Raw genomic sequence first — 22,944 nt, forward strand, 5'->3', positions numbered from 1 at the left:
TGCGCGTCAGTGCTCGGTGGCCGCCGCGACTTCGGCCGCTTCGGCGAGCGCTTCGAGAAAACGCGTGCGCCACCAGTGCACGTCGGTCTTGCGCACGATCGCCATCAGCGCGGAGTGACGCTGGCGGCGTTCTTCGAGCGGCATCGCGAGCGCGCGCTGGATCGCCTGCGCGGTGCCTTGCGTGTCGTACGGATTGACGAGCAGCGCCGGCTTCAATTGCTCGGCCGCACCCGCGAAGCGCGACAGCACGAGCACGCCCGGGTCGGCCGCGTCCTGCGCGGCGAGGAACTCCTTCGCGACGAGGTTCATCCCGTCGCGCAGCGGCGTGACGAGCGCGACGCGGCTCGCGCGATACAGGCCCGGCAAGCGCTTGCGCGCGACGGTGCGGTGAATGTAGCGCATCGGCATCCATTCGAGTTCGCCGTAGTCGCCGTTGATCGCGCCGCACAGGCTGTCCATCTCGCGCCGCAGGTCGTCGTATGCGCCAAGATCCTCGCGGCTCGGCGCGGCGATCTGGATCAGCGTCGCGCGGTTGCGGTTCTCCGGATACTGCTCGAGCAACTGGCGGAACGCATGCACGCGCTGCGGCAGCCCCTTCGTGTAGTCGAGCCGGTCGACGCCGACCAGCAACTGGCGGCGCGAATATTCATCGCGCATCCGGTCGAACATGTCGATGCCGTCGCGATCGCGGGCGAGCGACTCGAACTCGTCGACGTTGATGCCGATCGGAAACGCGCCGGCCGACAGCGTGCGGCCGAACGCGCGCAGGCGGCCATCCGGCAGCCGCGCGGCGCCGGCTTCCGCTTCGACGTAATGCTCGAAGTGGAGCAGATCCGATTCGGTCTGGAAGCCGACGAGGTCGTACGCGAACAGCGAGCGCATCAGCCATTCGTGTTCGGGGATCGCGGCCATGATCGGCGGCGGCGGCATCGGGATATGCAGGAAGAAGCCGATCGGATTCGTGCAGCCCATCGCGCGCAGCTCGGCGGCGAGCGGTATCAGCTGGTAGTCGTGCACCCAGACGACGTCGTCGGGGCGCAGCAGCGTGCGCAGCTTGCGCGCGAACAGCTGGTTCACGCGCCGGTAGCCGTCGGCGAAGCGCCGGTCGAACTGCGCGAGATCGAGCCGGTAGTGGAATACCGGCCACAGCACGTTGTTCGAATAGCCGAGGTAGTAAGCGTCGTAGTCCTGCGGGTCGAGGTCGATCGTCGCGAGCTGGATCCCGCCGACGTTCTGGATCTGCACCTCTTCGCCGTGCGAGGGCTGATCGTCGGCGCCGCGTAGCCTGCCGCTCCAGCCGAACCAGACGCCGCCGGTTTCCTGCAGGCTGTCCTTCACGGCGACGGCGAGGCCGCCGGCCGCGGCTTTACGGGGATCTGCGATGCGATTGGATACGACGACGAGTCGGCTCACCAGCTCTCCTGACGATTGTTGGGGGAAGGTTCGTGCGGCCGGGGCGCGAAGCGGACGCCGCCATCGGCGCGCTGCGCGCGATGCGATGGGGCCGCAATGCGATCGGACGGGAATCAGGGCACGCGATTCGCCGTCCGAACGGGGAGTACTTTTTTTAGGATACTCGCCATTCGCCAGTTTTAAAAGTCTGCGTCGGCGCAGGGGAAACGGCGAGATGCCGCGCGATGTGCGCTGCATCTCGCGACGGGCGGGGCCGGAACTTGTGCGGGCGAATGCCGCGTGCGCAAGTTCCGGCGGGCCGCACGGCACTCAGAACGTAGTGCGCAACCCGGCCATCACGCTGCGGCCGCCTTCGGGCGCGAAGCCGCGCACGACCGAAGTCGAATAGCGGATTTCCTGGTTCGTCAGGTTGTCGCCGCGCAGGTACGCGAGCCAGTGCGTCGCGCCGACGCGGAACTTGTAGGTCAGCATCACGCCGAGCGACGTGTAGCCGTCCGTCGAGAAGTCGTTGTCGGGCACGCGATGCTGCGACCACGCGTGCGTGACCTGCGCACGCGCGCCGAACGGGCCGTAACCGTAGTCGGCCGCGAGCGTCGCGCGCAGCGGCGCGATGCGCGGCAGCGGCTGGCCCGTGTCGACGTTGCGCGCGTGCGTGTAGTCGGCCGTCAGTTCGAGGTCGACCGTATGGCCGCGCCGCGAGAACGCGCGCCATTTGCCGTCCAGCTCGATGCCGTAGAACTCGGCGCGCACGCCGCGATAGATCGCTTCGTTCAGCGAGCCGTCGGCGCCGGGCGCGACGGGCTCGCCGTCGTCGTTCACGACGCGGCCGGTGTTGTACTCGGTCAGGTAGTTCGAGAAGCGGTTGTAGAACACGCCGACGCTGCCGCGGTTCGGGCCGCTCGCATAGCGCAGCGACAGGTCGGTCGACACGGCCTTTTCCTTCGACGCGTTCGGGTTGCCGATCAGGAACTGGCCGGTCGCATCGTGCGGGCCGTTCGAATACAGCTCGTAGAAGGTCGGCGCGCGTTCGGTGTACGCGACGTTCGCCGCGACCGACCACACGGGCGTCAGCGAAAACAGCGCGCCGGCCGACAGGCTGCCCGCATTGAAATCGCGCGGCTGCGCACCCGCGAATTTCTCGACGCCGGCCGGATCGGGGTCGACCTTTACATGCTCGAAGCGGCCGCCGAGAGACAGCTTCAGCGCCGGGACGACCTGCCATTCCTCGAGGCCGAACAGCGCGACGCTGTTGGTGCGGGTGGACGGCACGAGCGTCTCGTCGCCGAGCGCGGAAAACGTGTTCTGGCCGAACTGCACGCCGATCGCGCCTTCGAACGGGCCGATCCTGCGATGCCGCGCCTCGATGCGCGCCTCGTAGCCGCGGTTGCGGAAGGTGGTCGCCGTCTCGCCGTTGTCGACTTCCTTGTGGCGATAGTCGGTGTACGCGAAGTCGAATTTCAGCTTCGTGAACGGCCCGCTCAGGTTGCGCACCTCGGACGCGAGCGCGAGGCGTTCCTGGCGCATCCGCAGCCGCACGTCGCTCTCCGCGACGGAGCCGTAGTTCGATTCGTAGCCGCTGTACGACAGGCCCGCGAAGCCGTCCGCCCACGTGTACGACGCGCCCACCGCGCCGCCGTGCACGCGGCCGTCGCTGTTCGGCACGCTGCCTTCCGGCTGCGGCGTATCGGGGCCGTCGATCGCGCGTTGCGCGCTGCTGCGTGCGTAGCCGGGAATCCGCAGCTTGCTCGTTTCGCGGTCGAACGCGTCGACGTGGAACGCGAAGCGGCCGTTGCCGCCTTCGACCTGCGCGGCGCCCGCGCGCACGGAATTCGCGCCGCCGTAGCGCGCGTCGAGCGCACCCGTCACGCCTTCGATCGCTTCGCGCGGAATCCGGTTGTCGATCGTGTTGACGACGCCGCCCACCGCGTTGCCGCCGTACAGCAGCGCGGCCGGGCCGCGCACGATCTCGACGCGTTCGATCGACAGCGGATCCTGCGGTACCGCATGGTCGTACGACAGCGACGACGCGTCGTAGGACGCGACGCCGTTCTGCAGCAGCCGGATCCGGTCGCCGTCCATGCCGCGGATGATCGGGCGGCCGACCATCGGCCCGTAGGTGGTGGTCGACACGCCGGGCAGCCCGTTCAGCGTTTCGCCGAGCGAATCGGCCTGGCGGCGCGTCAGCGCGTCGCCGGAAAGCTGGACGGTCGGCGAGATCAGTTCGGTATCGCCGAGCGGGTTCGCGGTCACGAAGATCGGCGCGAGCGCGGTAGCCGAAGGCGTGCCCGACGCGGCGGGTGCATCGGTCTGCGCGTGCGCGGCGGCGGCGAGCAGCATCAGCGAAAGGGGCGAAAGCGGGCGAAGCGGTAGACGAGGGAGGTCGCGCATGGTCGGTGAATCGGTTGGAATCGGATCGGATAACGAGCGATACGGGTCACGGCTGGATACGATATATTGTTGCGTCAACGACGCGCGGTGACCCGTTGGAACATGGCTCGGCGACGCTCGGCCACCCGGGAGGAAAGGCGTCAGGCGGACGAGCACGCGAAATGATATGTTATATCATTTCAAATTCCAAGCCGGATGTCAGCGGAGCGTACGACTTCCGTCTGGTCGTCGAAATATCGGTTCGAGCGGAAGGCGTTCCGGCCGAAGATCGCCTGCGAGTGCGACCGGCACGGCGTGGAGCGAAGCGCCGCGCGCCCGACCGCGTCGCGCCGCCGTGCGGCGCGATGAAGCAGCCGCGATTTGCGGATGGCGCGCATCGCGTTGATACGTATCAACGTCCTCCGATTCCGAAACCGGATACTGGATCGCTCATCGACCAGACAGGAGCGACGCATGACGCAAACCATGAAAGCGGCCGTGGTGCACGCATTCGGCGAACCGTTGCGTATCGAGGAAGTGCCCGTGCCGACGCCGGGCCCCGGCCAGATCCTCGTCAACATCAAGGCGACGGGCGTCTGCCATACCGATCTGCACGCGGCCGACGGCGACTGGCCCGTGAAGCCGTCGCTGCCGTTCATTCCGGGGCATGAAGGCGTGGGCATCGTCGCGGCGGTCGGCGCGGGCGTCACGCACGTGCGCGAGGGCGACCGCGTCGGCGTGCCGTGGCTCTACAAGGCCTGCGGCCATTGCGAGTACTGCTATACGGGCTGGGAAACGCTGTGCCACGACCAGCAGAACACCGGCTATTCGGTGAACGGCAGCTACGCGGAATACGTGCTCGCCGATCCCGACTACGTCGGCCATCTGCCGGCGAAGGTCGCGTTCGACGAGATCGCGCCGATCCTGTGCGCGGGCGTGACCGTCTACAAGGGCATTCGCGTCACCGATACGCGCCCCGGCCAGTGGCTCGCGATCTCCGGCGTCGGCGGCCTCGGGCACGTGGCGGTGCAATATGCACGCGCGATGGGCCTGCACGTCGCCGCGATCGACATTTCGCCCGACAAGCTCGCGCTCGCGCGGCAGCTCGGCGCGGAACTGACGATCGACGCATCGGTCGACGATCCGGCGAAGGTGATCCAGAAGGAGATCGGCGGCGCGCACGGCGTGCTGGTCACGGCGGTGTCGCGCAGCGCGTTCGCGCAGGCGCTCGGGATGGTGCGGCGCGGCGGCACGGTCGCGCTCAACGGGCTGCCGCCCGGCGATTTCCCGTTGCCGATCTTCTCGACGGTGCTGAACGGCATCACCGTGCGCGGCTCGATCGTCGGCACGCGCCGCGATCTGCAGGAATCGCTCGACTTCGCGGCCGACGGCCTGGTGCGCGCGCATATCCATCGCGACCGGCTCGGCAACATCAATGACGTGTTCGCGAAGTTACGCGAAGGCAAGGTCGACGGGCGCATCGTGCTGACCGAGATGCAGTGACGCGCGCGGCCGCCGCGCGACGGATCACGTCGCGACGGCGGCCGTGCAGCCTGGTTCACATCATTGGGCGAAGAACACGTCCGTGCGGTTCGTCAGGTTGCCCGCGCTGGTCTGGACGAAGAACGGATGGAACGACGACGACGGGCCGACGTCGAGGCCCTGGTAGTCGCCGATGAAGAAGCCTTCCGCGTTCGGCGCGAGCTTCATGTCGAATGGTCCGCCGACGCGCCGCTCGTCGCTGAACGTGGCGCCGCCGTCATGCGATATTTTGCGCCAGAAGCCCGTCGGCAGCGTCGTCGTGTTCCCGGCCAGCAGGTCGCGGAAGTCGTAGTGGGTGACCATCACGGCGCCCGCGTTGTCGACGCGCACCGACGGATTGAAGGCAGGCCGGCCGGTCGGCGTGTTGATCTGCAGCGGCGCGCTCCAGGACGCGCCGCCGTCCTTCGACGTCGATAGCGCGACCTCGTCGTACTTGCCGCCGTTGAAGCGGCTGTCCTGCCATACGACGTAAAGCTGGCCCGATGCGGGATCGATCGCGGGCTCGGGAATGATGTCGCCGGTGCGCACGGGTTCGCCGGTGTTCGGGTCCGTCACGCCGACCGTCTGCAGCCCCGCGATCACCTGCGGCTGCGTCCAGGTTGCGCCGTCGTCGGTCGACTTGATGAACGCGACCTTGCCCGCGGCCTTGCTGAACGGCGGCTGGATCAGGTTGAAGAAATCGTACAGCGTGCCGCTTTTCGGATCGACGACGATCTGGTTGCCGATCGTCTGCTGGCGCGACGGCACGTGGACGATGACCTTCGCCTTGCTCCAGGTCTTGCCGCCGTCGGTCGTCTTCGAGAACAGCGTCGGCCCGCGGAACGCCTGCATATGCAGGTTCGCGTACGGATTGCCGTTCGGCAGTTCGAGGCGGTCCCATACTGCGTATGCGGTGCCGGCCTTCACCGGGTTCGCCGTCACCGATTCCTTGTCGTTGAAGAACTGCGTGGTCGGTTCGTTGTCCGCCATCAGCAATGCGGGGCTGCTCCACGTCTGCCCGCCGTCGGCCGATACCGATGCCGCGACCGCGTTGCTGTTGTTCGACTGGTTGAACGAGATCGATACCGAATACGCGGTGCCGTCCGGGCCGAAGGACACCCATGGGTCGGACGCGCGCTCGTACTTGAGCCCGCCCGGCGCGCACGCGCTGAACGGCTGAGTCGTCCGCGCCCAGGTCGCGCCGCCGTCGAACGTATAACCGGCGACGAGCCCGTGCGCGCCGCCGTTCGACCAGCGGTCCTGCTGCCACACGCCGATCATGTTCGTCGGGTTTGCCGGATTGACCGAAAGCCAGGGTTCGACCTCGGCATTCACATAGACGGTGCCGGGCCCGCCTATGGTGCAGGCGGCGTATGGACTGGGGCCGGACACGAGCACGGGATCGGCGTGCGCGGCGGCACAGGCCAGCGCCATCACGGCGGGCAGGCAGGTGAAAAGCGGGTGGGACACGATAGTGCGTCGCATGGACTGCTCCTCGTTGACGTGCGGCCGCGATGGTGCGGCGGAACGAGGCAGCGCGAGCCGATGCGCGGCGGCACAGGCCGCCGGATCGGGGCGCCGCGGCGACGCGCACGATGCATGCCGCCGGGACGTGTCGTTCAGGATACCGCTTCAGCCACCGCGATCCGCGTGCGCTGGATACCGCCAGCACTTCGGTCAAGACTCCTATTCGTTTTATTGCTTGTAACGGATGTGTCGTTGATGCCGCCCGGCTGGGACGCCGGTTCGGGCAGGCGAAGAATGCGTAGAAGTGGATTGCAATGTAGATGATCCGGATGCGGCGCGGCAGGCAATTTTTTGTAACAGAGCGTAGCCGGAAAGCGTTGCCGGCGCGGCGCGGCGCGAACGCAAAATTTGCCGTCGCGAGTGCGCGGAAATCGAATCGAAAAGGCGAATCGCAATCGCTTTCGATTGCAGCCGGCGCGAGCCGGTTTTGTCGAATCGATTCGCTGCCGGCAGGCGATGCGGCGTCCGCGTAGCCGCTGCTCAGCGCTCCGCCGGAAACCGGTCCTGCAACGCGTGCAGCCAGCGCGCGACGATATCGAGTTCCGCGTCGGAAAACCCGTCGCACAGCTTGCCGTTCAGCTCGCGCAGCAGCACGCGCGCGCGCTTGAGCGCCGTGTGGCCTTCGTCGGTCAGGTACAGGCGCGTCGCGCGGCCGTCGTCCGAATCGGCGTGGCGCGCGAGCAGGCCGGCTTTCGCCATCCGGTCGGCGAGCCCCGTCATCGCGGACGGCGCGAGCTGCAGCGCGGCGCCGACTTCGCCGATCAGCGCGCCGTCCTGCTTCGCGAGACAGAACAGCACGCCGGCCTGCGCGGCGCTCGCGCGCGTATCGGTCTCGGCCTTGCGGTCGACCCAGCGCTGCACGCGCCGCTGGCCGATGTTCAACAGGAAAAACAGTCGTCGGTTTTCGCTCAAGCTGGGTTCCCGGCTGCAATGGAAAGGGAGGGACGGCCGGCGGCGCGCGGCGTGTCGAGTGCCTGCGCGAGCCAGTCGGCCAGGTCGGGCCACAGCACGGCGCCGGGCCGGCTGCGGAAGAAGCCCATGTGCCCGACCGGGCCGCTGCCCGCCGCGTGCGGATCGATCTGGCGGCGCTCGACCGCCGCGCCGGTCAGATAGCTTACCAGCAGGTCGATCGCGGCCGGGTTCGCCCACGGATCGTCGTCGAAGCCGAGCGCGAGGACAGGCAGCCGCTGTTTCGAGAAACGATCGGCCGCGCCGAGTGTCGGATCGTCGAAGAAATAGTGCGGCAGCGTCGTCCAGCGGCTCCATTCGCGGAACACGCCGGCCGGCAGGTCCTCGCCGAGCCCGAGCCGCTTGCCGGGCACGTAGCCGAGCAGCGCGGACATCAGCGGGCCCAGCACGCGCAGGATCAGCCGCACCTTCAGGCGCTCGGCCGCCTGCGCGATCAGTCGCGTGCTGCCTGCATGCGCGGCGACGAGCACGGCCGCGCGCAGATGCGTCGTGCTCGCGGAAAGCCCGATCGCGTGCCCGCCGACGCTATGCCCGACCGCCAGCAGCGGCAATCCTTCGTATGCCTGCCGTGCCCATGCGGTCGCGGCGCCGACGTCGAGCTCCATCCAGTCGCGCATGCGGGCTCGCAGCGCGCCCAGGCGCGCGGGCCGCGACGCGCCGATGCCGCGGTAGTTGTAGGTCAATGCCGCGAAGCCGCGTTCGGTCAGGAAGCGCGCGAAGCCCGCATACAGCCGCTCCGGCACGGCCGTCGCCGGATGGATCAGCACCAGCGCGCGCGGTTCGGCATCGGGCGTCCACAGCGTGCCGCGCAGCGGATAGCCGTCGATGGCGGAAAACTCGATCGGTTGGGAGGTCATGGCCGTCCTCGTTCCAGATGGTTATTTCGTATGCGAAATATAGTCCGTGATTTATTTCGTGCGCGAAATATCTGTCGAGGAATCATTCGAACGATATGTGGCGGAGGGCTGCGTCCGGTGTCGCGTGACGCGGCTCGTTCCATAAAATATTTGCATCTTTACATAGAAGAATATTGCGTTTGTCTCATGAAGAGGATCGCCGTATCTTCATCGGATCCATCCGTTCCGCCGGCCGTCGCGCAAGGCGGACAACGAGGCGCCGCCGTCGTGCGGCGGCCGCCAACCACCCGGGAGATCATGTTGCTGAGCCGAATCGTCACGGCGCTCTTGCTGGCGCTTGCCGCGCAGCCGGGCATCGCGAAAGACACCGTCACGCTGCGCGTCGGTGAACAGAACTACTTCAACATCCAGGCGTCGATGGAGGCGTCCGGCGTGCTGAAGGACCTGCCTTACACGATCGAGTGGAAGCACTTCCAGGCCGCCGCGCCGGTCGCCGAGAGCCTGAACGGCAACGCGATCGACATCGGCTTCCTCGGCGATTCCGCGCTGCTCACGCTGGCCGCGCGCGGCGCGCCGGTGAAGGTCGTCGCGGTGTCGCGGCAGAGCCTCGACGGCGTCGCGATCCTCGTGCCGAAGAATTCGCCGGTGCGTACCGTGGCCGACCTGCAGGGCAAGACCGTCGCCGTGTGGCGCGGCGCATGGAGCCAGCAGCTCGTGCTGCGCGCGCTCGAACATGCTGGCCTGCGCGCGGATTCGGTCAAGTACGCGTACCTGATGCCGATCGACGCGACCAACGCGCTCGCGAACGGCTCGGTCGATGCCGTGTCGCTGTGGGAGCCGTTCGTCAGCACGCTGGCGCTGCGGCAGGGCGCGCGGCCCATTACCACCGCGCAGGGGCTGATGCCCGCACTGAGCTTCGTCGCCGCGAACGAGCAGGCCGCGTCGGGCAAGCGTGCGGAGATCACCGATTTCCTGAAGCGCGTGGTGGCCGCACGCCAGTGGGTCGACAGCCATCCGCGCGAGTACGCGGACCTATGGTCGAAGCGCGCGAAGCTCGAGCCCGATGTCGCGTATCGCTGGCTCGACAATGCGAAGCAGCGCGTGGGCCCGGTCGACGACACGGCCGCGAAGGACGCGCAGAACACGGCCGATTTCCTGCACAAGGCCGGCGTGATTCCGGCCGCGTACGACACGTCGAAGCTGCTCGACCGCTCGTATGCGGGTGCGTTCGCGGCGCCTGCGCAAAAGACGGCCGCCGCGCAGTAATCGCGTCGTCGCATCCACGATTCCCGATCGAGAACCAGAAGGACATCCCGACATGCCAGTCGACATCATCGGCATGATCACCGCGACGCCCGGCGCGGAGGTCGACGTACCGGGCGGCGCGGCCGTCCAGCCCGACTACGTGCGCCGCTTCGCGCACGCGCACGAGGCGGCGGGCTTCGACCAGATCCTGGTCGGCCATTTCAGCAACGCGGCGGACGGTTTCATCGTCGCGTCGTTCGCGGCCGCCGCGACCGAACGCATCCGCATCCTGCTCGCGCACCGGCCGGGCGTGATCGTGCCGTCGGCCGCCGCGCGGCAGATCGCGACGCTCGACGTGTTCAGCGGCGGCCGGCTCGCGCTGAACGTCGTGTCGGGCGGCGACGATTCGGACTTGCAGCGCGACGGCGATTTCGTGCCGCACGATGCACGCTACCGCCGCACCGGCGAATATCTCGACGTGCTGAAGCGGATCTGGCTGGCCGACGCGCCGGTCGACCACGACGGCGAGTTCTACCGGCTGCGCGGCGCGTCGCCGCTCGTGAAGGGCGCGCAGCGGCCGCACGTGCCGATCTATTTCGGCGGTTCGTCGCCGGCCGCGCTCGCGGTCGCGGGCGAGCACGCGGATGTCTACATGACGTGGGGCGAGCCGCTCGCATCGGTGCGCGAGCAGATCGCGCGCGTGCATGCCGCCGCCGCGCCGTTCGGGCGCGCGCCGCGCATCAGCGTGTCGTTTCGGCCGATCGTCGCCGATACCGAGGCCGCCGCGTGGGAGAAGGCCGAGGCGATCCGCGAGCGCGTACGCGCGGCGCGGGTCGCGAACGGCCAGCCGATCGCCGGCCACGCGCCGCAGAATGCGGGCTCGCAACGGTTGATGGCCGCCGCCGCGCAGGGCGACGTGCTCGACGAGCGCTTGTGGATGGGTGTCGCGAACCTGACCGGCGCGCGCTGGAATTCGACCGCGCTGGTCGGCACGCCCGAACAGGTCGCGCGGGCGCTCGGCGCGTACTACCGGCTCGGCGTGTCGACGTTCCTGATTCGCGGGTTCGATCCGCTCGACGATGCGCTGGCCTACGGGCGCGACCTGATTCCGGCGATTCATGCGCATGTCGCGGAGCTCGACCGGTATCAAGCGGCGGTGACGGCGTAGGCTCGGCTAGGCGACGAACGGTACTGCTTCGACTGCCCCCGGTATTTCCATCGTGGAATGCCGGGGCGATGTCATTTCAGGCATCGACGCATCGACGCCTTCAGAACGACGGCAACCCCGGCGGATTGGTTTCCGCGCGAGCGATCGCCTCGCTCTGCAAACCCCATCGCGCGAGCGCCTGCCCATACCGGCCGCTGCCGATCAGCGCATTCGTCGCTAGCGTCAGCGCGGGCGCGAGGCCGCTGCCGCGACGCGTCGCGATCGCGACGTCGGCATTGTTCGGCCAGCCCGCATTGACGACGCCGACGCGGCGGATCTTGCCGCTGCGCGCGGCCTCGTACGCGAGCGACGCGTTCGGGTTCAGCTCCGCGTCGGCGCGGCCCGACAGCAGCGCGACGCGCGCGGTCGCATCGTCGTCGAAATAGAGCAGCTCGGTCGCCTTCAATCCTTGAGCGACGTTGCGCCGGCTCCATTCGAGCAGGATGCGCTCCTGGCTCGTGCCGGCACCGGTGATGATCCGCAGGCCCGCGATGTCCTTCGGCTCGGCGATCTTCGCAATCGGGCTGCCGGTGCGCACATAGAAGCCGTGCAGCCCGAGCCGGTAGGTCGTGAAATCGTATTTCTCCTTGCGCTTCTCGGTCACGCCGACGTTCGAGATCACCGCGTCGTACTTGCCGGACGTCAGCCCGAGCGGCCAGTCGGCCCATGCGATCGGCACCAGTACGAGCGTGCGGCCGAGCGCATCGGCGACGAGCTGCGCGTAGTCGGGATCGGCGCCGACCACGGTGCGTGCGTCGGTCGCGTAGGTCGATACGGGTGGCGCGTGCGGCGAAATCGCAACCGTGAATGCGCCGTCGCGCACCCAGCGGTAGCCGCTCGCCTCGCGGATGGCCGCGTCGTCGCGCGACGCGCGAATCCGGCCGGCCTGGCGCGGGTCGAGGTCGGCGGTTGCAGCCGCTGCGTGTGCGATGCGCCACGGCAGGCTGCCGGATACCGCGATCAGCGCGGCGGTCATGAATTGACGTCGATCAATCATCGTGTGGCGCCCCGGGTATCGGAAGGAATGCGCATCACAGCACCCGCGACAGGAACGCGCGCGTGCGCGGATGCGACGGCGCGTCGAGCACGACGGCCGGCGGCCCGGCTTCGACGATGCGTCCGCGCTCCATGAACAGCACGTTGTCCGCGACCTCGCGCGCGAAGCCGATCTCGTGCGTGACGATCACGAGCGTCGTGCCCGAGCGCGCGAGTTCCTTGATCACGTCGAGCACCTCGTTGACGAGCTCCGGGTCGAGCGCGGACGTCGGCTCGTCGAACAGCAGCACCTTGGGACGCAACGCGAGCGCCCGCGCGATCGCGACGCGCTGCTGCTGGCCGCCGGACAATTGGCGCGGGTACGCATCGGCCTTATCCGCAAGACCGACGCGCGCGAGCAGCGTGCGTGCGGTGCGCTCGGCCGCATCGCGCGTGACGCCGGCGACGGCGATCGGCGCCTCGATCAGGTTCTCGAGCACCGTCAGGTGCGGGAACAGGTTGAAATTCTGGAACACCATCCCGACGGCCGTGCGCCGCTTCAGCACGTCGCGCTCCTTCAGCTCGTAGAGCACGTCGCCGTCGCGCCGATAGCCGATCAGTTCGCCGTCGATGTCGATGAAACCGTCGTCGACGCGTTCGAGATGGTTGATCGTGCGCAGCAGCGTCGACTTGCCCGAGCCTGACGGCCCGACGATCGCGGTCACGCTGCCGCGCGGCGCGACGAACGACACGTTGTCGAGCACGCGCTGCATGCCGAACTGCTTCGACACGCCATGCACGGCCACTTCGCCGCCGGCGCGCGGCGCGGTGGCCGCAACGGTTTCGGTATTACCTTCGGCCTGCTGTGAGGTCGACGCCGGATTGTGCGACGCGGCACGCCGCCACAGCACGCCGATGCGTGCGAGCGCGAACGTGAGCACCGACGGCGGCGGATTGCGCAGCGCGCCGCGCGCATAGTGCCGCTCGACCTGCACCTGGATCGCCGACAGCACCGTCAGGATGATCAGGTACCAGACGGTCGCGACCATCAGCAGCGGAATCACTTCGAGGTTGCGGCGATAGATCACCTGCACCGTGTAGAACAGCTCAGGCATCGCGAGCACGTACACCATCGACGTGCCTTTCGCGAGCGTGATCAGGTCGTTGAACGCGGTCGGCAGGATCGCGCGCATCGCTTGCGGCAGCACGATTCGCATGGTCTGGCGGCCGCGCGGCAGCCCGAGCGCGGCGGCCGCTTCGAGCTGGCCCTGGTCGACCGCGAGAATGCCGCCGCGGATCACTTCCGCGGAAAACGCCGCGTGGTTCAGCGTGAGGCCGAGCACGGCCGCGAGGAACGGGCTGATCAGGTCGGTCGTCGGCGCTTCGAACCACACGATGCCGGTGAACGGCACGCCGAGCCGCACATGCTCGTACAGGTAGCCGAGGTTGTTCAGGATCAGCAGCAGTACGATCAGCGGAATCGAGCGGAACAGCCACACGAAGGTCCATGCGCTCGCGGACAGCAGGCGCGACCGCGACAGCCGGGCCAGCGCGACGAACGCGCCGAGCACGAAGCCGAACACCGCGCCGAGCAGCGTCAGCACCAGCGTGCGCGCGAGCCCCGACAGCACCGGCGGCGACAGGAACCATTCGGCGAACACCGGCCAGCCCCATTGCGGGTTGCCGAGGATCGAATGCAGCGCGATCGCGATCAGCACGACGGCGAGCACGGTGCCGGCCGTGCGCGCCCGGTGGCGCGCGGGCACGATCCGGAACCGCGTGCCGGGCTCGCGCGCGCCGGCGGAAGAGAGCGGCGGCAGTGCGCCGCCGAGGTGGGTCGTGTCGCTCATGTCGTTGGAAGTCCTCGAATCGGTCGGTCAGTCGGTCGTGCCGCGCACGGGCGGCGCGGCGGTCGGCACATGGCCGGGCCGCGGTGGCTCAGGCGTGTGCTTCGGCCGCCGTTTCCTGCGCCGCGCCGGGTGCCGCGTGGCGGCTCGCCTTGCGCGGCAGGCCGAGGTGGTCGCGCAGCGTCGCGCCGGGCAGGTCGCGGCTGTAGCGGCCGCGCGCCTCGAGCACCGGAATCACGAGTTCGACGAAATCGTCGACGCCTTGCGCCTGCACCGGAAAGCCGAGGATGAAGCCGTCGCCGGCGCCTGCGTCGTGCCAGCGGATCAGCTCGTCGGCGACATGCTCGGCCGTGCCGATGAAGTTCGGGCGCGGCGTCGCGACCGCGAGCGCCGTCTCGCGCAGCGACAGGCCTTTGCTCTTCGCGTCGGCCTTGATCCGGTCGGTGGTCGAGCGGAAGCTGTTGCGGCCGAGGTCGCCGAGTTCCGGGAACGGCGCATCCAGCGCGTATTGCGTGAAATCGTGGTGATCGAAATAGCGGCCGAGATATGCGAGCGCTTCGTCGATCGTCAGCAGGTCGCGGATCGCCTGGTATTTGTCTTCGGCCTCGGCGGCCGTGCGGCCGACGATCGGCCCGACGCCGGGGAAGATCTTCACGTCGTCGGCTTGCCGCCCGTGCTCGACCGCGCTCTGCTTCACGCGTCGCGTGAACGCGGCTGTTTCGTCGAGCGACGGCGAATGCGTGAACACCGCGTCCGCGTACTTTCCCGCGAGCCCGATGCCGGTGTCGGACGAGCCGGCCTGGAAGATCACCGGCTGCCCCTGCGGCGAGCGCTGGATGTTGAGCGGGCCCGCGACCTGGAAGAAGCGGCCGTGGTGATCGAGCGTGTGCAGCTTGTCGCGATCGAAGAAGCGGCCGGTCGCGCGGTCGCGCACGAACGCGTCGTCGTCCCAGCTGTCCCACAGGCCCTGCACGACGTCGAGGTATTCGTCGGCTATCTCGTAGCGCAGTTCGTGATCGGGATGCGCCTTGCCGAAATTCTTCGCGGTGCCTTCGAGCGGTGTCGTCACGACGTTCCAGCCGGCGCGGCCGCCGCTGATCGCGTCGAGCGACGCGAGCTGGCGCGCGACCGTGAACGGCTCGCTGTACGACGTCGAGATGGTTCCCGCGAGCCCGATCTTCTTCGTCGCGACCGCGAGCGCCGACAGCACGGTCAGCGGCTCGAAGCGGTTCAGGAAATGCGGGATCGACTTCTCGTTGATGTAGAGGCCGTCCGCGACGAACGCGAACGCGATGCCGGCGGCTTCCGCCTTGCGCGCGATGCCGATCGCGAAATCGAGGTTGATGCTCGCGTCCGGCGGGTTGCTCGGGTGCCGCCATGCGTTCATGTGGCTGCCTGCGCCTTGCAGCATCAGGCCGAAGGGGATCGATCGTCGGGTCGTCATGGGAGCGTCACGCGTTCTGGTCAGGGGAGAGGGAGCGGTCGGCCGCGAGGGCCGCTTGCAACGGCGTGGCCGACAGCGCGCCGCCGAGCCATTCGACCGACGCGAGCCGCGCCGCGTAGTCGGTCACCGGCGAATCGATCACGAACGCATCGACGTCGAGCCGCCGGCTCAGCGCATCGAGCGCGCGGTGCACGCGCTCGGGCGTATCGGCCAGCACGGTCGGGCGCAGCTCGTCGATCCGGTAGTCGGACGCGCCGCTTTGCCGCGCGAATTCGGCGGCCGCCTGTGCGCTCGCCAGGTTGAAACTCTGCCCGCCCGCGAACTGCAGCTTGAAGATCTTCAGCGGTCCGATCAGTTGCTCGGCCTCGTCGCGCGTCGGCGCGGCCACCGCGTACAGCGCGACGAGCGCCCGTGTGCCGCCCGCGCTGCGGTACGCGTCCAGCGAGCGTTCGAGATTCGCGTCGTCGCCGTTGAAATGCCCCGCGTAGCAGAAGCGCCAGCCGTGGCGCGCGGCGAGCGCGCCGCTGTCCGGCGAGCCGCCGAGCAGGATGCGTTCGGGTGGCTGCGGCGGCACCGGCATCGCGACCGCGCCGGCGAGCGGATGATCTTCGGCGACGCCCCAGCCGAGAAACGCGTCGAGCTCCGCGAGCTGGCCCGCGAAGTCGGGCTTCTTCGCCTTGTCGTGGAACGACTGCAGCGCGCGCGTGGTCAGCGGCAGCCCGCCGGGCGCCTTGCCGATGCCGAGATCGACGCGGCCCGGCGCGAGCGCGGCCAGCAGCTTGAACGCTTCGGCGACCTTGAACGGGCTGTAGTGCTGCAGCATCACGCCGCCCGAGCCGACGCGGATGCGCGACGTGTGCGCGAGCAGGTGCGCGACGACGATCTCCGGCGCGGAACTCGCGAAACCCGGCGTGCCGTGATGCTCGGCGACCCAGAAGCGCTCGTAGCCGAGCTGTTCGGCGCGCTGCGCAAGCGTCGTGGTGAAGCGCAGCGCGTCGGCGGCGCTCGCGCCGTCGGCGATCGGACTCTTGTCCAGCAACGAAAGCGAATAAGACATGGTGAGCGGCGTTCCTGCGTATGGCGTGGATGGACGGTGGGCGCGTGCGGCGCTCAGCTCTTCGGCAGCCCCGGCGGATTCGTGCGCGACTGGTCGATCGCTTCGGACGCGAGGTTCCAGCGGTCGAGCACCTGCTGGTAGCGGCGGTTCTTGATCAGCCCGTTCAGCGCGACGGTCAGCGGCTCGGCGAGCCCGCTGCCGCGGCGCGTCGCGATCGCGATGTCGGCCGTGCGCGGCCAGCCGCCGCTGATCGCGCCGACGAGCCGCGTCTTGCCTTGCTGCGCGCTCTGGTACGCGAGCACCGAGTTCACGCTGAACACGGCATCGGCGCGGCCCGACTGCACGGCGACGATGCGCATCGCCTGGTCGTCGTAGTACTGGATCTGCACGGGTTTCAGCCCGTGCGCGACGTTTTCGCGGTCCCACGCGAGCAGGATCTTTTCCTGGTTGGTGCCGGCGTCGGTCACGACGCGCAGCCCCGCGACGTCCTTCGGCTCGCGGATCGCCTGGATCTTGCTGTCGTTGCGCACGTAGAAGCCGACCAGATCGTGGCGGTACGACGAGAAATCGAATTTCTGCTTGCGCTCCTCGGTGACGGTCACGTTCGAGATCACCGCATCGACTTTCCCCGATTCGAGCGCGAGCGGCCAGTCGGCCCACGCGAGCGCGACGATCTTCAGCTTGCGGCCGAGGCTGTCGGACACGAGCTGGCCGACGTCGGCGTCGAAGCCGACCACCGTGCGCGCGTCGGTCGCATACGAGCTGATCGGCGGCAGGCTCGGCGCGATGCCGATCGTCAGCGTGCCGGGCTCGGCGAACTTGAACGACGCGGGCACCGCGCGTTCGACGGCCGCATCGGCCACGCCGCGCGGGCGGCCGCGCTGCTCGGGGCTCAGGTCGAACGTCGCGGCGGCCGCGGTGAATGCGGTCAGGCCGATCAGCGCGGCGGCCAGCGTGCGGATGGCGCGGGAAGAATGCGGTACGGCTCGTTGCATGAAAACGTCCTGTTGTCGTGTCGTAGGGAGCGGAGTCGGGGGGAGCGATGGGCTCAGCGCGGCAGTGCCGGCTCGGGCAACGGCGCCCACAGGTCGGCGAGCGTCGACGTGCGCGACGGATCGGCGAGATCCTTGCCGAACCGCAGGTGGAAATACGCTTCGGGGTCGATCGACGAATCGAACAGCCGCGTATAGCCGGTGCGGTCGTACAGCGCCCAGGCTTCGGGCTGGCGAAAACCGGTGGTCAGGTAGAGGCGTCGATAGCCCTGCTGCGCGGCGCGCAGCTCGAGCGCTTCGACGATGAGCCGCGCGAGGCCCTGACGGCGCAGGTCCGTGCGGGTCCAGATGCGTTTGAGCTCGGCGGTCTGCGCGTCGTAGCGCTTGAACGCGCCGCCGCCGATCGTTTCGCCGTCGCGCAGCAGCAGCACGAACGCGCCTTCGGGCGGCGCGAACAGTTCGGCCGGATAGCGCGCGAGTTCGTCGCGCGCGGATGCGCGGCTGTCGGGGCGGTACGCGTCGTAACGGGTCGAATACTCGTCGATCAGCGCGTCGATCAGCGGTTGCGCGCGGACGTCGAGCGGCGTCGTGTCGATGAGGCGGTCGTTCGTGGCCATGGGCATCGCGAAGGGCGCGCGATGCGGACGTTCCTTTCGGGGTGCGGGCACATGGCCCGTCCGGTCTGTTCCGTTATCGCGGCGCGGTTGTCGTGATGACGGCGGCCGATGCGCATCCTGCGATGCATGCGGCGGACCGCCGCCGTTTTGAACACGTTAGCGGCGCGGCCGGCAAAGGCGAACGAAGCAATTTCGATAAGGATTTCGCGGCAGGCGTCAGAAGGCTTGCAGCGGGAGTGGGGTGGGGGTGGAAAGCGCATGCGTTGAAGCTCGTGCTTCACGCATGCGCAATGCCGAATGGCGCGAACCTATGCGGCCCGCACTTCGGCAAGCAGATCCGGATGGCGATCCAGTATCTTGAACAGTTTCACAAGGGCGAGCGGCGGGTTCGTCTTGCCGGTTTCGTAGCGGGAGAACGCGTTGACACCGCCACCGAATATCTCGGCCGCCTCGCGCTGGTCCAGCATCAGCTTCTTGCGTACCTTCGCAATGTACTTCGGGTCGACGATGGTCGAGTTCACCTGTTTGTTGAACTCGGTGATCGCGTCGCCGAGACGGGTCGCCTCGTCGAGGTCGAGGACCGACTCTCCGCAGGCCGGGCAGAAATCACCGGTGATATCGCGGACGACCGTCGATCGACCCTTGTACGTATAGGGGATATCTCGTGTATCGCGGACCAGCTTGGCGGCACCGCAGGCAGGGCACTTCATTTTCACCGCTCCTTGAAAGACACGATCAGCACGTCGTCGATCACTGTCAGTTTCAGGTACACGTCGCCATGGACTGTGCGACGTTGATAGACGTCTTGCCAGATCGTATGGTCGGCATACGTCGTCATGCTCTTGTAGAAATCGGCGGCTGTCAGCGACATGACGACACCGACTGCCTCCCGTTCCGTAAAACCGAGTTGCCGGGCGCCGAATACCGCGCTCGCGGTCAAACGCACCTTGCCGTTCTCGATGAGCGTTTTGATCCGGGACAGCTTGCAATGAGCCGAATTCTTTTCCATTTGCGATCATAACCAAAAGGGTTAATTTGTCAAGTTGGTTAATGACGCACGTGTGCCGTCCGCCATGAATGACAGACTGCACGGAAAGGGGATGAATCCGGAACTGGCCTAATGGCCAACGCTCGGCGCAGCCGACAGCTCCGCCAGCTGAAACAGGCAATCGCCGCGCCGCACCTGCGCGGGCACGCGCTTGCACACCACTTCGCCGTCGCCGTTGAACCGGTGCAGCATCGGTTCGCGCAACGGCGTATCGGGGAAATGCACCCACGCGGCCGGTTGTCCGGCCTTCACCTGGTCGCCGAGTTCGACGAGCGGCTCGTACAGCCCGCGCTCGTATGCATAGACGAAGTGGCGGTCGCCGTCGACGCGCAAGAAGCGCGTGACGGTCGGCGGTGCGTCGGGCACGAGCGCGCCGCGCAGCAGGCCGATATAACCGAGGTAGTGCAGCAGCCCGTGGCGGCCGAGCCGGATCAGCGACGGATCGGCCATGCCCGCGCCGCCCAGTTCGGTCACGATCGAGATCGCGCCTTGGCGGCGCGCGGCCGATGCCGAATGCACGGGGTTCGGCGCGTGCAGCAGCGCATTCGGCAAGCCGAACGCGACCAGCAGCCCGTTGAGCTTCGCGGCTTCGTCCGCGTCGAGCGGATCGATCGCGAGCATGTTGCCGCCCTGGTACAGCAGCGAACTGCCGCCCGAATGCAGGTCGACCAGATACTGCGCACGCGACAGCAGCGCGTGCTCGATGTAGTGGGCGATCATCTGCGTCGGCGTGCCGGTCGGATCGCCGGGGAAACTGCGGTTCAGGTTGCCTTCGTCGAGCGGCGACACGCGCAGGCCCGCGTCTGCCGCGGGGAAATTCGCCATCGGCAGCAGGATCAGCTGCCCGCTGACCATCTCGGGTTCGATCTCGCGCATCAGCTGCGACACGATGATCTGGCCTTCGTATTCGTCGCCGTGGTTGCCGGCCATCACGAGCGCGACCGGGCCGTCGCCGTTGCGGATCGACGCGATCGGGATCGGCAGCCAGCCGTACGCCGAGCGGTGCACGGAATGCGGCAGCCGCAGGTAGCCCGCGTGCTTGCCTTGCGCATCGAGATCGATTTCGCAGTGGATGGGGTTTCGCTGTGAGGAAGAGGCGGTCATGGCGGCATCGTTCGATGAACGGAATCTGCCATCTTATCGGGAAACGACCGCCACGCGGCGCGCGGGGAGCGCACAACGCCGACTGCCGTCAACCGGCATGCGAGCGGATGCGCATGGATGCGCATGGGCGAGCCGGCCTGCCGATACGCGAAACCGCGCGCGATGTTGCATCGGTGAACGCATGCGGCCGCGTGGCCCGGCCGCATTCGTGCGTCAAATTTCGCGCCGATCCCTTGCCGCAGCAGGGCCGGCGCGCGCGGCCGGCTCAGCGACCCGATGTTTCAGCTTCGAGACGTCCTTCTTCCCACAATGCCCAGAAACGGCTGCCGGCGCGATACGGATTCGCGCGCCGCGCGCCGTAATCGGTGACGCCCTGGCGAAACGCGCCGTACAGCGTCAGCGGCGGATTGTCGACGCACGCGGCTTCACGGGCGGGCGTGCGGCGCTCGAAAACGAGCCGCCGGATCAGGGACGCGCCGTCGATCACGGTTTGTTCGTCGATCGTTTCGGTTCTGGCGAGGACTTCGACGGTATTCATGTTGGGCTCCCTGAAATGTTCTTTCCCCATCAAGGAGCAATAAGAATGCCAACCACGAAATGGCGTCCGCTGCATCGATCGTGCAGGCTTCTGCGGTCAACGTAACGGGTGGCGAGCGGCGATGTTACGGAACACGTCACGTGACACGCGAGCGCGCGGCGCGACGTGCGACCACGCAAAGTGTTTCGAGATTGAATCGCCGGGAGGATGCGGCCGGTAGCGGAAACGACGATGAGCGGGCCGCGCGTGCCGTCAGGTCAGCTGGCGGTGGCCGGCGCCACGCGGCGGCTGCCGTTCGAATAGAAGCGGTAGATGCCCTTGCCGGCCGACTTCGCGTCGTACAGCGCGCTGTCGGCCTGGCGGATCAGTTCGTCGGGGGAGCCGTGCCCGTCGTCGAGCGCGATGCCGATGCTGATCCCGAGGCTGACGATCTTGCCGATCGACAGCGTATACGGTGCTGAGATCTGCCGGATGATGCGCGCGGCGAGGAGCGAGCACGCGTGCATCGTCGTGTCGTCGATCGCGACGACGAATTCGTCGCCGCCGATGCGCGCCGCAAGCTCGCCGGGCGGCAGGGTCTTGCCGAGCCGCTCGGCGACCTGCGTCAGCACCTCGTCGCCGGCCTGATGGCCGAAGCGGTCGTTGATCGCCTTGAAGCCGTCGAGGTCGAGATACATGACGGCGAGCGACGGGCCCGGCATGTGCGGCCGGTGCGAAAGCATCCGCTTGAGCTGGGCATGCAGTTCGTGGCGGTTCGGCAAACCCGTCAACGCGTCGTGCCGCGCGAGATGCCGGATGTGCTGCTCGGTCTGGCGGCGCGTGGTGACGTCCTCGACGATGACCACTGCGTTGCCGTCCGGCACGCGGTGGCGCGTCAGTTCGAGCTGGCGGCCGTCGGCGAGCGCGATGTCGAACGGCTCCGGTTCGTCGCGGGTCAGCCAGACGTCGCACTGCGCGGCGAGACCGGCGCCGCCGGGATCGCACATGGCGTTCGTGCCGAGCGCCGCGACGACGTCGGCCAGCGGCGTATCGAGCATGATCTCGCGCGGCGAGCCGAACAGCTGCGCGGTGCGGCGGTTCGCGACGATCACGCGGGTCTCGCTGTCGATCATGCACAGGCCGTGCGGCATGTAGGTGAGTGCGGCGTCGAAGTGCGCGACGAGTTCGGCGTTGCGCTGGCGCGCGGCGATCAGCGCGACGAGCACGCGGTAATGGCGCTGGACGACCGTGCGCATGGCCGCGAGATAGATCGCGAGCGGCGGCAGCAGCAGCCACGCGCCCGGCCGGTCCGCCAGCATCGCGCCGAGGGCGATCGGCAGCACGCCGAGCGTGACCTGTGTCATCGCGAGCCGCGGCAGCGCCGAATTGCGCGATGCGATCCCGCCGAACACGCCGCCCGCGACCATCACCGACAACGTGCCGAGCTCGACGTCGACGGCGTCCACGCAACCCATCACGCCGAGGCCGAGCACGAAGCATGCGGCGAGCGACACGGGCGCATAGCGCCTCGCCCAGTATTCGGCGCGATCGTCGCCGGCGTCGCGGCGCACCGTGTAGGCACGCGCGATCGCGAGCCGGGCGGCGAGCAGGCCGACGTCGATGATCAGCCACGCGAGGCACCAGAGCTGCTGCAGCCGGATCAGCGCGACGACCGCGACGAAGCCGCTCGCGAGCCCGGACATCGCCATCGGGCGAATATCTTCGAACAGCGTGACCAGCATCGACGGGCGCAACGCCGCCGTGACATGGTGGTTGCCGGAGGAGGGTGTGGCGAGAACGGAGTTCAGGATGGATGCCCTGACTGCCATGGTTTTTGACCTCGACACGAGTCGCGATGGCTGGCGGCGCCCGCACGGCACGTGGCGGAGGCACCGGCAAGCCGGATACGCGCGACATTACCATGAAACATGCGCGGCGCGGAGCGTCCTGGCGCATGGCAGGAGCACATCGCCGGCACCGGACACCGCGGCGGCGGCCAGTCGCAAGCCACGCGTGCGAAAGCCCTGCGCATTCGACGGCACGGAGGCGGCATCGTTGCCGACGAAACGATATCCGGCGGTCGGCCGGAGACCGGCCGCGATGCGTGGCGAGCTTGCCTGCCGGCCGGTATCGATGCTGGCCGAAGCAGATGCGCGGCATGCAAACGCACCCCGCGACCACGCGCCGCACCTCGGCCGAATCCCGTTATAAGAAATCCAATAAGTATTTCATGCGGG

At 68.1% G+C, this 22,944-nt stretch carries 19 protein-coding genes; 3 read left to right on the plus strand and 16 right to left on the minus strand.

Annotation, left to right across the window (positions count from 1 at the left end):
- Positions 1–6: 6 nt before the first annotated feature.
- Both otsA and ACM6JT_RS09040 read right to left on the minus strand, forming a co-directional pair.
- On the minus strand, positions 7–1,413 hold the full coding sequence (otsA, locus tag ACM6JT_RS09035) for an alpha,alpha-trehalose-phosphate synthase (UDP-forming) (protein WP_034180159.1): 1,407 nt from the start codon (positions 1,411–1,413) through the stop codon (positions 7–9).
- A gap of 309 nt (positions 1,414–1,722) precedes the next feature.
- The gene (locus tag ACM6JT_RS09040) at positions 1,723–3,801 is read right to left on the minus strand and encodes a TonB-dependent receptor (protein WP_243712444.1); all 2,079 of its coding nucleotides are present in this window, start codon (positions 3,799–3,801) and stop codon (positions 1,723–1,725) included.
- A 453-nt stretch (positions 3,802–4,254) separates the two neighbouring features.
- Between ACM6JT_RS09040 and adhP the strand changes: the two genes are divergently transcribed.
- Positions 4,255–5,283: an alcohol dehydrogenase AdhP gene (adhP, locus tag ACM6JT_RS09045; RefSeq protein WP_034180156.1), complete on the plus strand. Its 1,029-nt coding sequence runs from the start codon at positions 4,255–4,257 to the stop codon at positions 5,281–5,283.
- Positions 5,284–5,343: 60 nt separating this feature from the next.
- Here the strand turns inward: adhP and ACM6JT_RS09050 are convergent, their stop codons facing one another.
- The 3 genes from ACM6JT_RS09050 to ACM6JT_RS09060 all read right to left on the minus strand — a co-directional run bounded on the left by ACM6JT_RS09050 (position 5,344) and on the right by ACM6JT_RS09060 (position 8,654).
- Positions 5,344–6,786, minus strand: a complete 1,443-nt coding sequence (locus ACM6JT_RS09050; protein WP_414856308.1) for a sialidase family protein — start codon at positions 6,784–6,786, stop codon at positions 5,344–5,346.
- A gap of 522 nt (positions 6,787–7,308) precedes the next feature.
- On the minus strand, positions 7,309–7,740 hold the full coding sequence (locus ACM6JT_RS09055) for a MarR family winged helix-turn-helix transcriptional regulator (RefSeq protein WP_034180154.1): 432 nt from the start codon (positions 7,738–7,740) through the stop codon (positions 7,309–7,311).
- Positions 7,737–8,654 carry a serine aminopeptidase domain-containing protein gene (locus tag ACM6JT_RS09060; RefSeq protein WP_414856309.1) on the minus strand — a complete coding sequence of 306 codons (918 nt, stop codon included), beginning with the start codon at positions 8,652–8,654 and terminating at the stop codon, positions 7,737–7,739. The genes ACM6JT_RS09055 and ACM6JT_RS09060 overlap by 4 nt, the downstream gene beginning before the upstream one ends.
- Positions 8,655–8,951: 297 nt before the next feature.
- On the opposite strand from ACM6JT_RS09060, the gene ACM6JT_RS09065 reads away from it, so the two are divergent.
- Both ACM6JT_RS09065 and ACM6JT_RS09070 read left to right on the plus strand, forming a co-directional pair.
- Positions 8,952–9,920 carry an ABC transporter substrate-binding protein gene (locus ACM6JT_RS09065; RefSeq protein ID WP_131948947.1) on the plus strand — a complete coding sequence of 323 codons (969 nt, stop codon included), beginning with the start codon at positions 8,952–8,954 and terminating at the stop codon, positions 9,918–9,920.
- A 52-nt stretch (positions 9,921–9,972) separates the two neighbouring features.
- Complete coding sequence (locus ACM6JT_RS09070; RefSeq protein WP_034180151.1) at positions 9,973–11,067, plus strand: LLM class flavin-dependent oxidoreductase; 1,095 nt, start codon at positions 9,973–9,975, stop codon at positions 11,065–11,067.
- Between the two features lie 100 nt (positions 11,068–11,167).
- Here the strand turns inward: ACM6JT_RS09070 and ACM6JT_RS09075 are convergent, their stop codons facing one another.
- The 11 genes from ACM6JT_RS09075 to ACM6JT_RS09125 all read right to left on the minus strand — a co-directional run bounded on the left by ACM6JT_RS09075 (position 11,168) and on the right by ACM6JT_RS09125 (position 22,536).
- Positions 11,168–12,103, minus strand: a complete 936-nt coding sequence (locus tag ACM6JT_RS09075; RefSeq protein WP_131948949.1) for an ABC transporter substrate-binding protein — start codon at positions 12,101–12,103, stop codon at positions 11,168–11,170.
- A gap of 34 nt (positions 12,104–12,137) precedes the next feature.
- Entirely contained in the window at positions 12,138–13,931 is a 1,794-nt protein-coding gene (locus ACM6JT_RS09080) for an amino acid ABC transporter permease/ATP-binding protein (RefSeq protein ID WP_131948951.1), read from the minus strand.
- 88 nt (positions 13,932–14,019) lie between these two features.
- Positions 14,020–15,372: an LLM class flavin-dependent oxidoreductase gene (locus ACM6JT_RS09085; RefSeq protein WP_414856310.1), complete on the minus strand. Its 1,353-nt coding sequence runs from the start codon at positions 15,370–15,372 to the stop codon at positions 14,020–14,022.
- Positions 15,373–15,379: 7 nt separating this feature from the next.
- Positions 15,380–16,429: an LLM class flavin-dependent oxidoreductase gene (locus ACM6JT_RS09090; protein ID WP_414856311.1), complete on the minus strand. Its 1,050-nt coding sequence runs from the start codon at positions 16,427–16,429 to the stop codon at positions 15,380–15,382.
- Between the two features lie 53 nt (positions 16,430–16,482).
- A complete protein-coding gene (locus ACM6JT_RS09095; protein ID WP_349686715.1) occupies positions 16,483–17,424 on the minus strand; it encodes an ABC transporter substrate-binding protein in 942 nt (313 codons plus the stop codon).
- Between the two features lie 53 nt (positions 17,425–17,477).
- Positions 17,478–18,038, minus strand: coding sequence for a GNAT family N-acetyltransferase (locus tag ACM6JT_RS09100; RefSeq protein ID WP_175747741.1), 561 nt, complete (start codon positions 18,036–18,038; stop codon positions 17,478–17,480).
- A gap of 308 nt (positions 18,039–18,346) precedes the next feature.
- Positions 18,347–18,748 (minus strand): type II toxin-antitoxin system MqsA family antitoxin, encoded by a 402-nt coding sequence (locus ACM6JT_RS09105; RefSeq protein ID WP_034180145.1) that lies wholly within the window; start codon positions 18,746–18,748, stop codon positions 18,347–18,349.
- A 2-nt stretch (positions 18,749–18,750) separates the two neighbouring features.
- Positions 18,751–19,047, minus strand: a complete 297-nt coding sequence (locus ACM6JT_RS09110; protein ID WP_034180144.1) for a type II toxin-antitoxin system MqsR family toxin — start codon at positions 19,045–19,047, stop codon at positions 18,751–18,753.
- Positions 19,048–19,155: 108 nt separating this feature from the next.
- A complete protein-coding gene (locus ACM6JT_RS09115) occupies positions 19,156–20,190 on the minus strand; it encodes a succinylglutamate desuccinylase/aspartoacylase family protein (RefSeq protein ID WP_034180143.1) in 1,035 nt (344 codons plus the stop codon).
- Between the two features lie 265 nt (positions 20,191–20,455).
- Entirely contained in the window at positions 20,456–20,728 is a 273-nt protein-coding gene (locus ACM6JT_RS09120; protein ID WP_034180142.1) for a hypothetical protein, read from the minus strand.
- A gap of 257 nt (positions 20,729–20,985) precedes the next feature.
- Positions 20,986–22,536, minus strand: a complete 1,551-nt coding sequence (locus ACM6JT_RS09125; protein ID WP_034180141.1) for a sensor domain-containing diguanylate cyclase — start codon at positions 22,534–22,536, stop codon at positions 20,986–20,988.
- Positions 22,537–22,944 lie beyond the last annotated feature (408 nt).

Source organism: Burkholderia sp. IT-111MI5 (assembly GCF_949752865.1).
In the GTDB taxonomy this organism is placed as follows: Bacteria; Pseudomonadota; Gammaproteobacteria; order Burkholderiales; family Burkholderiaceae; genus Burkholderia; species Burkholderia pyrrocinia_C.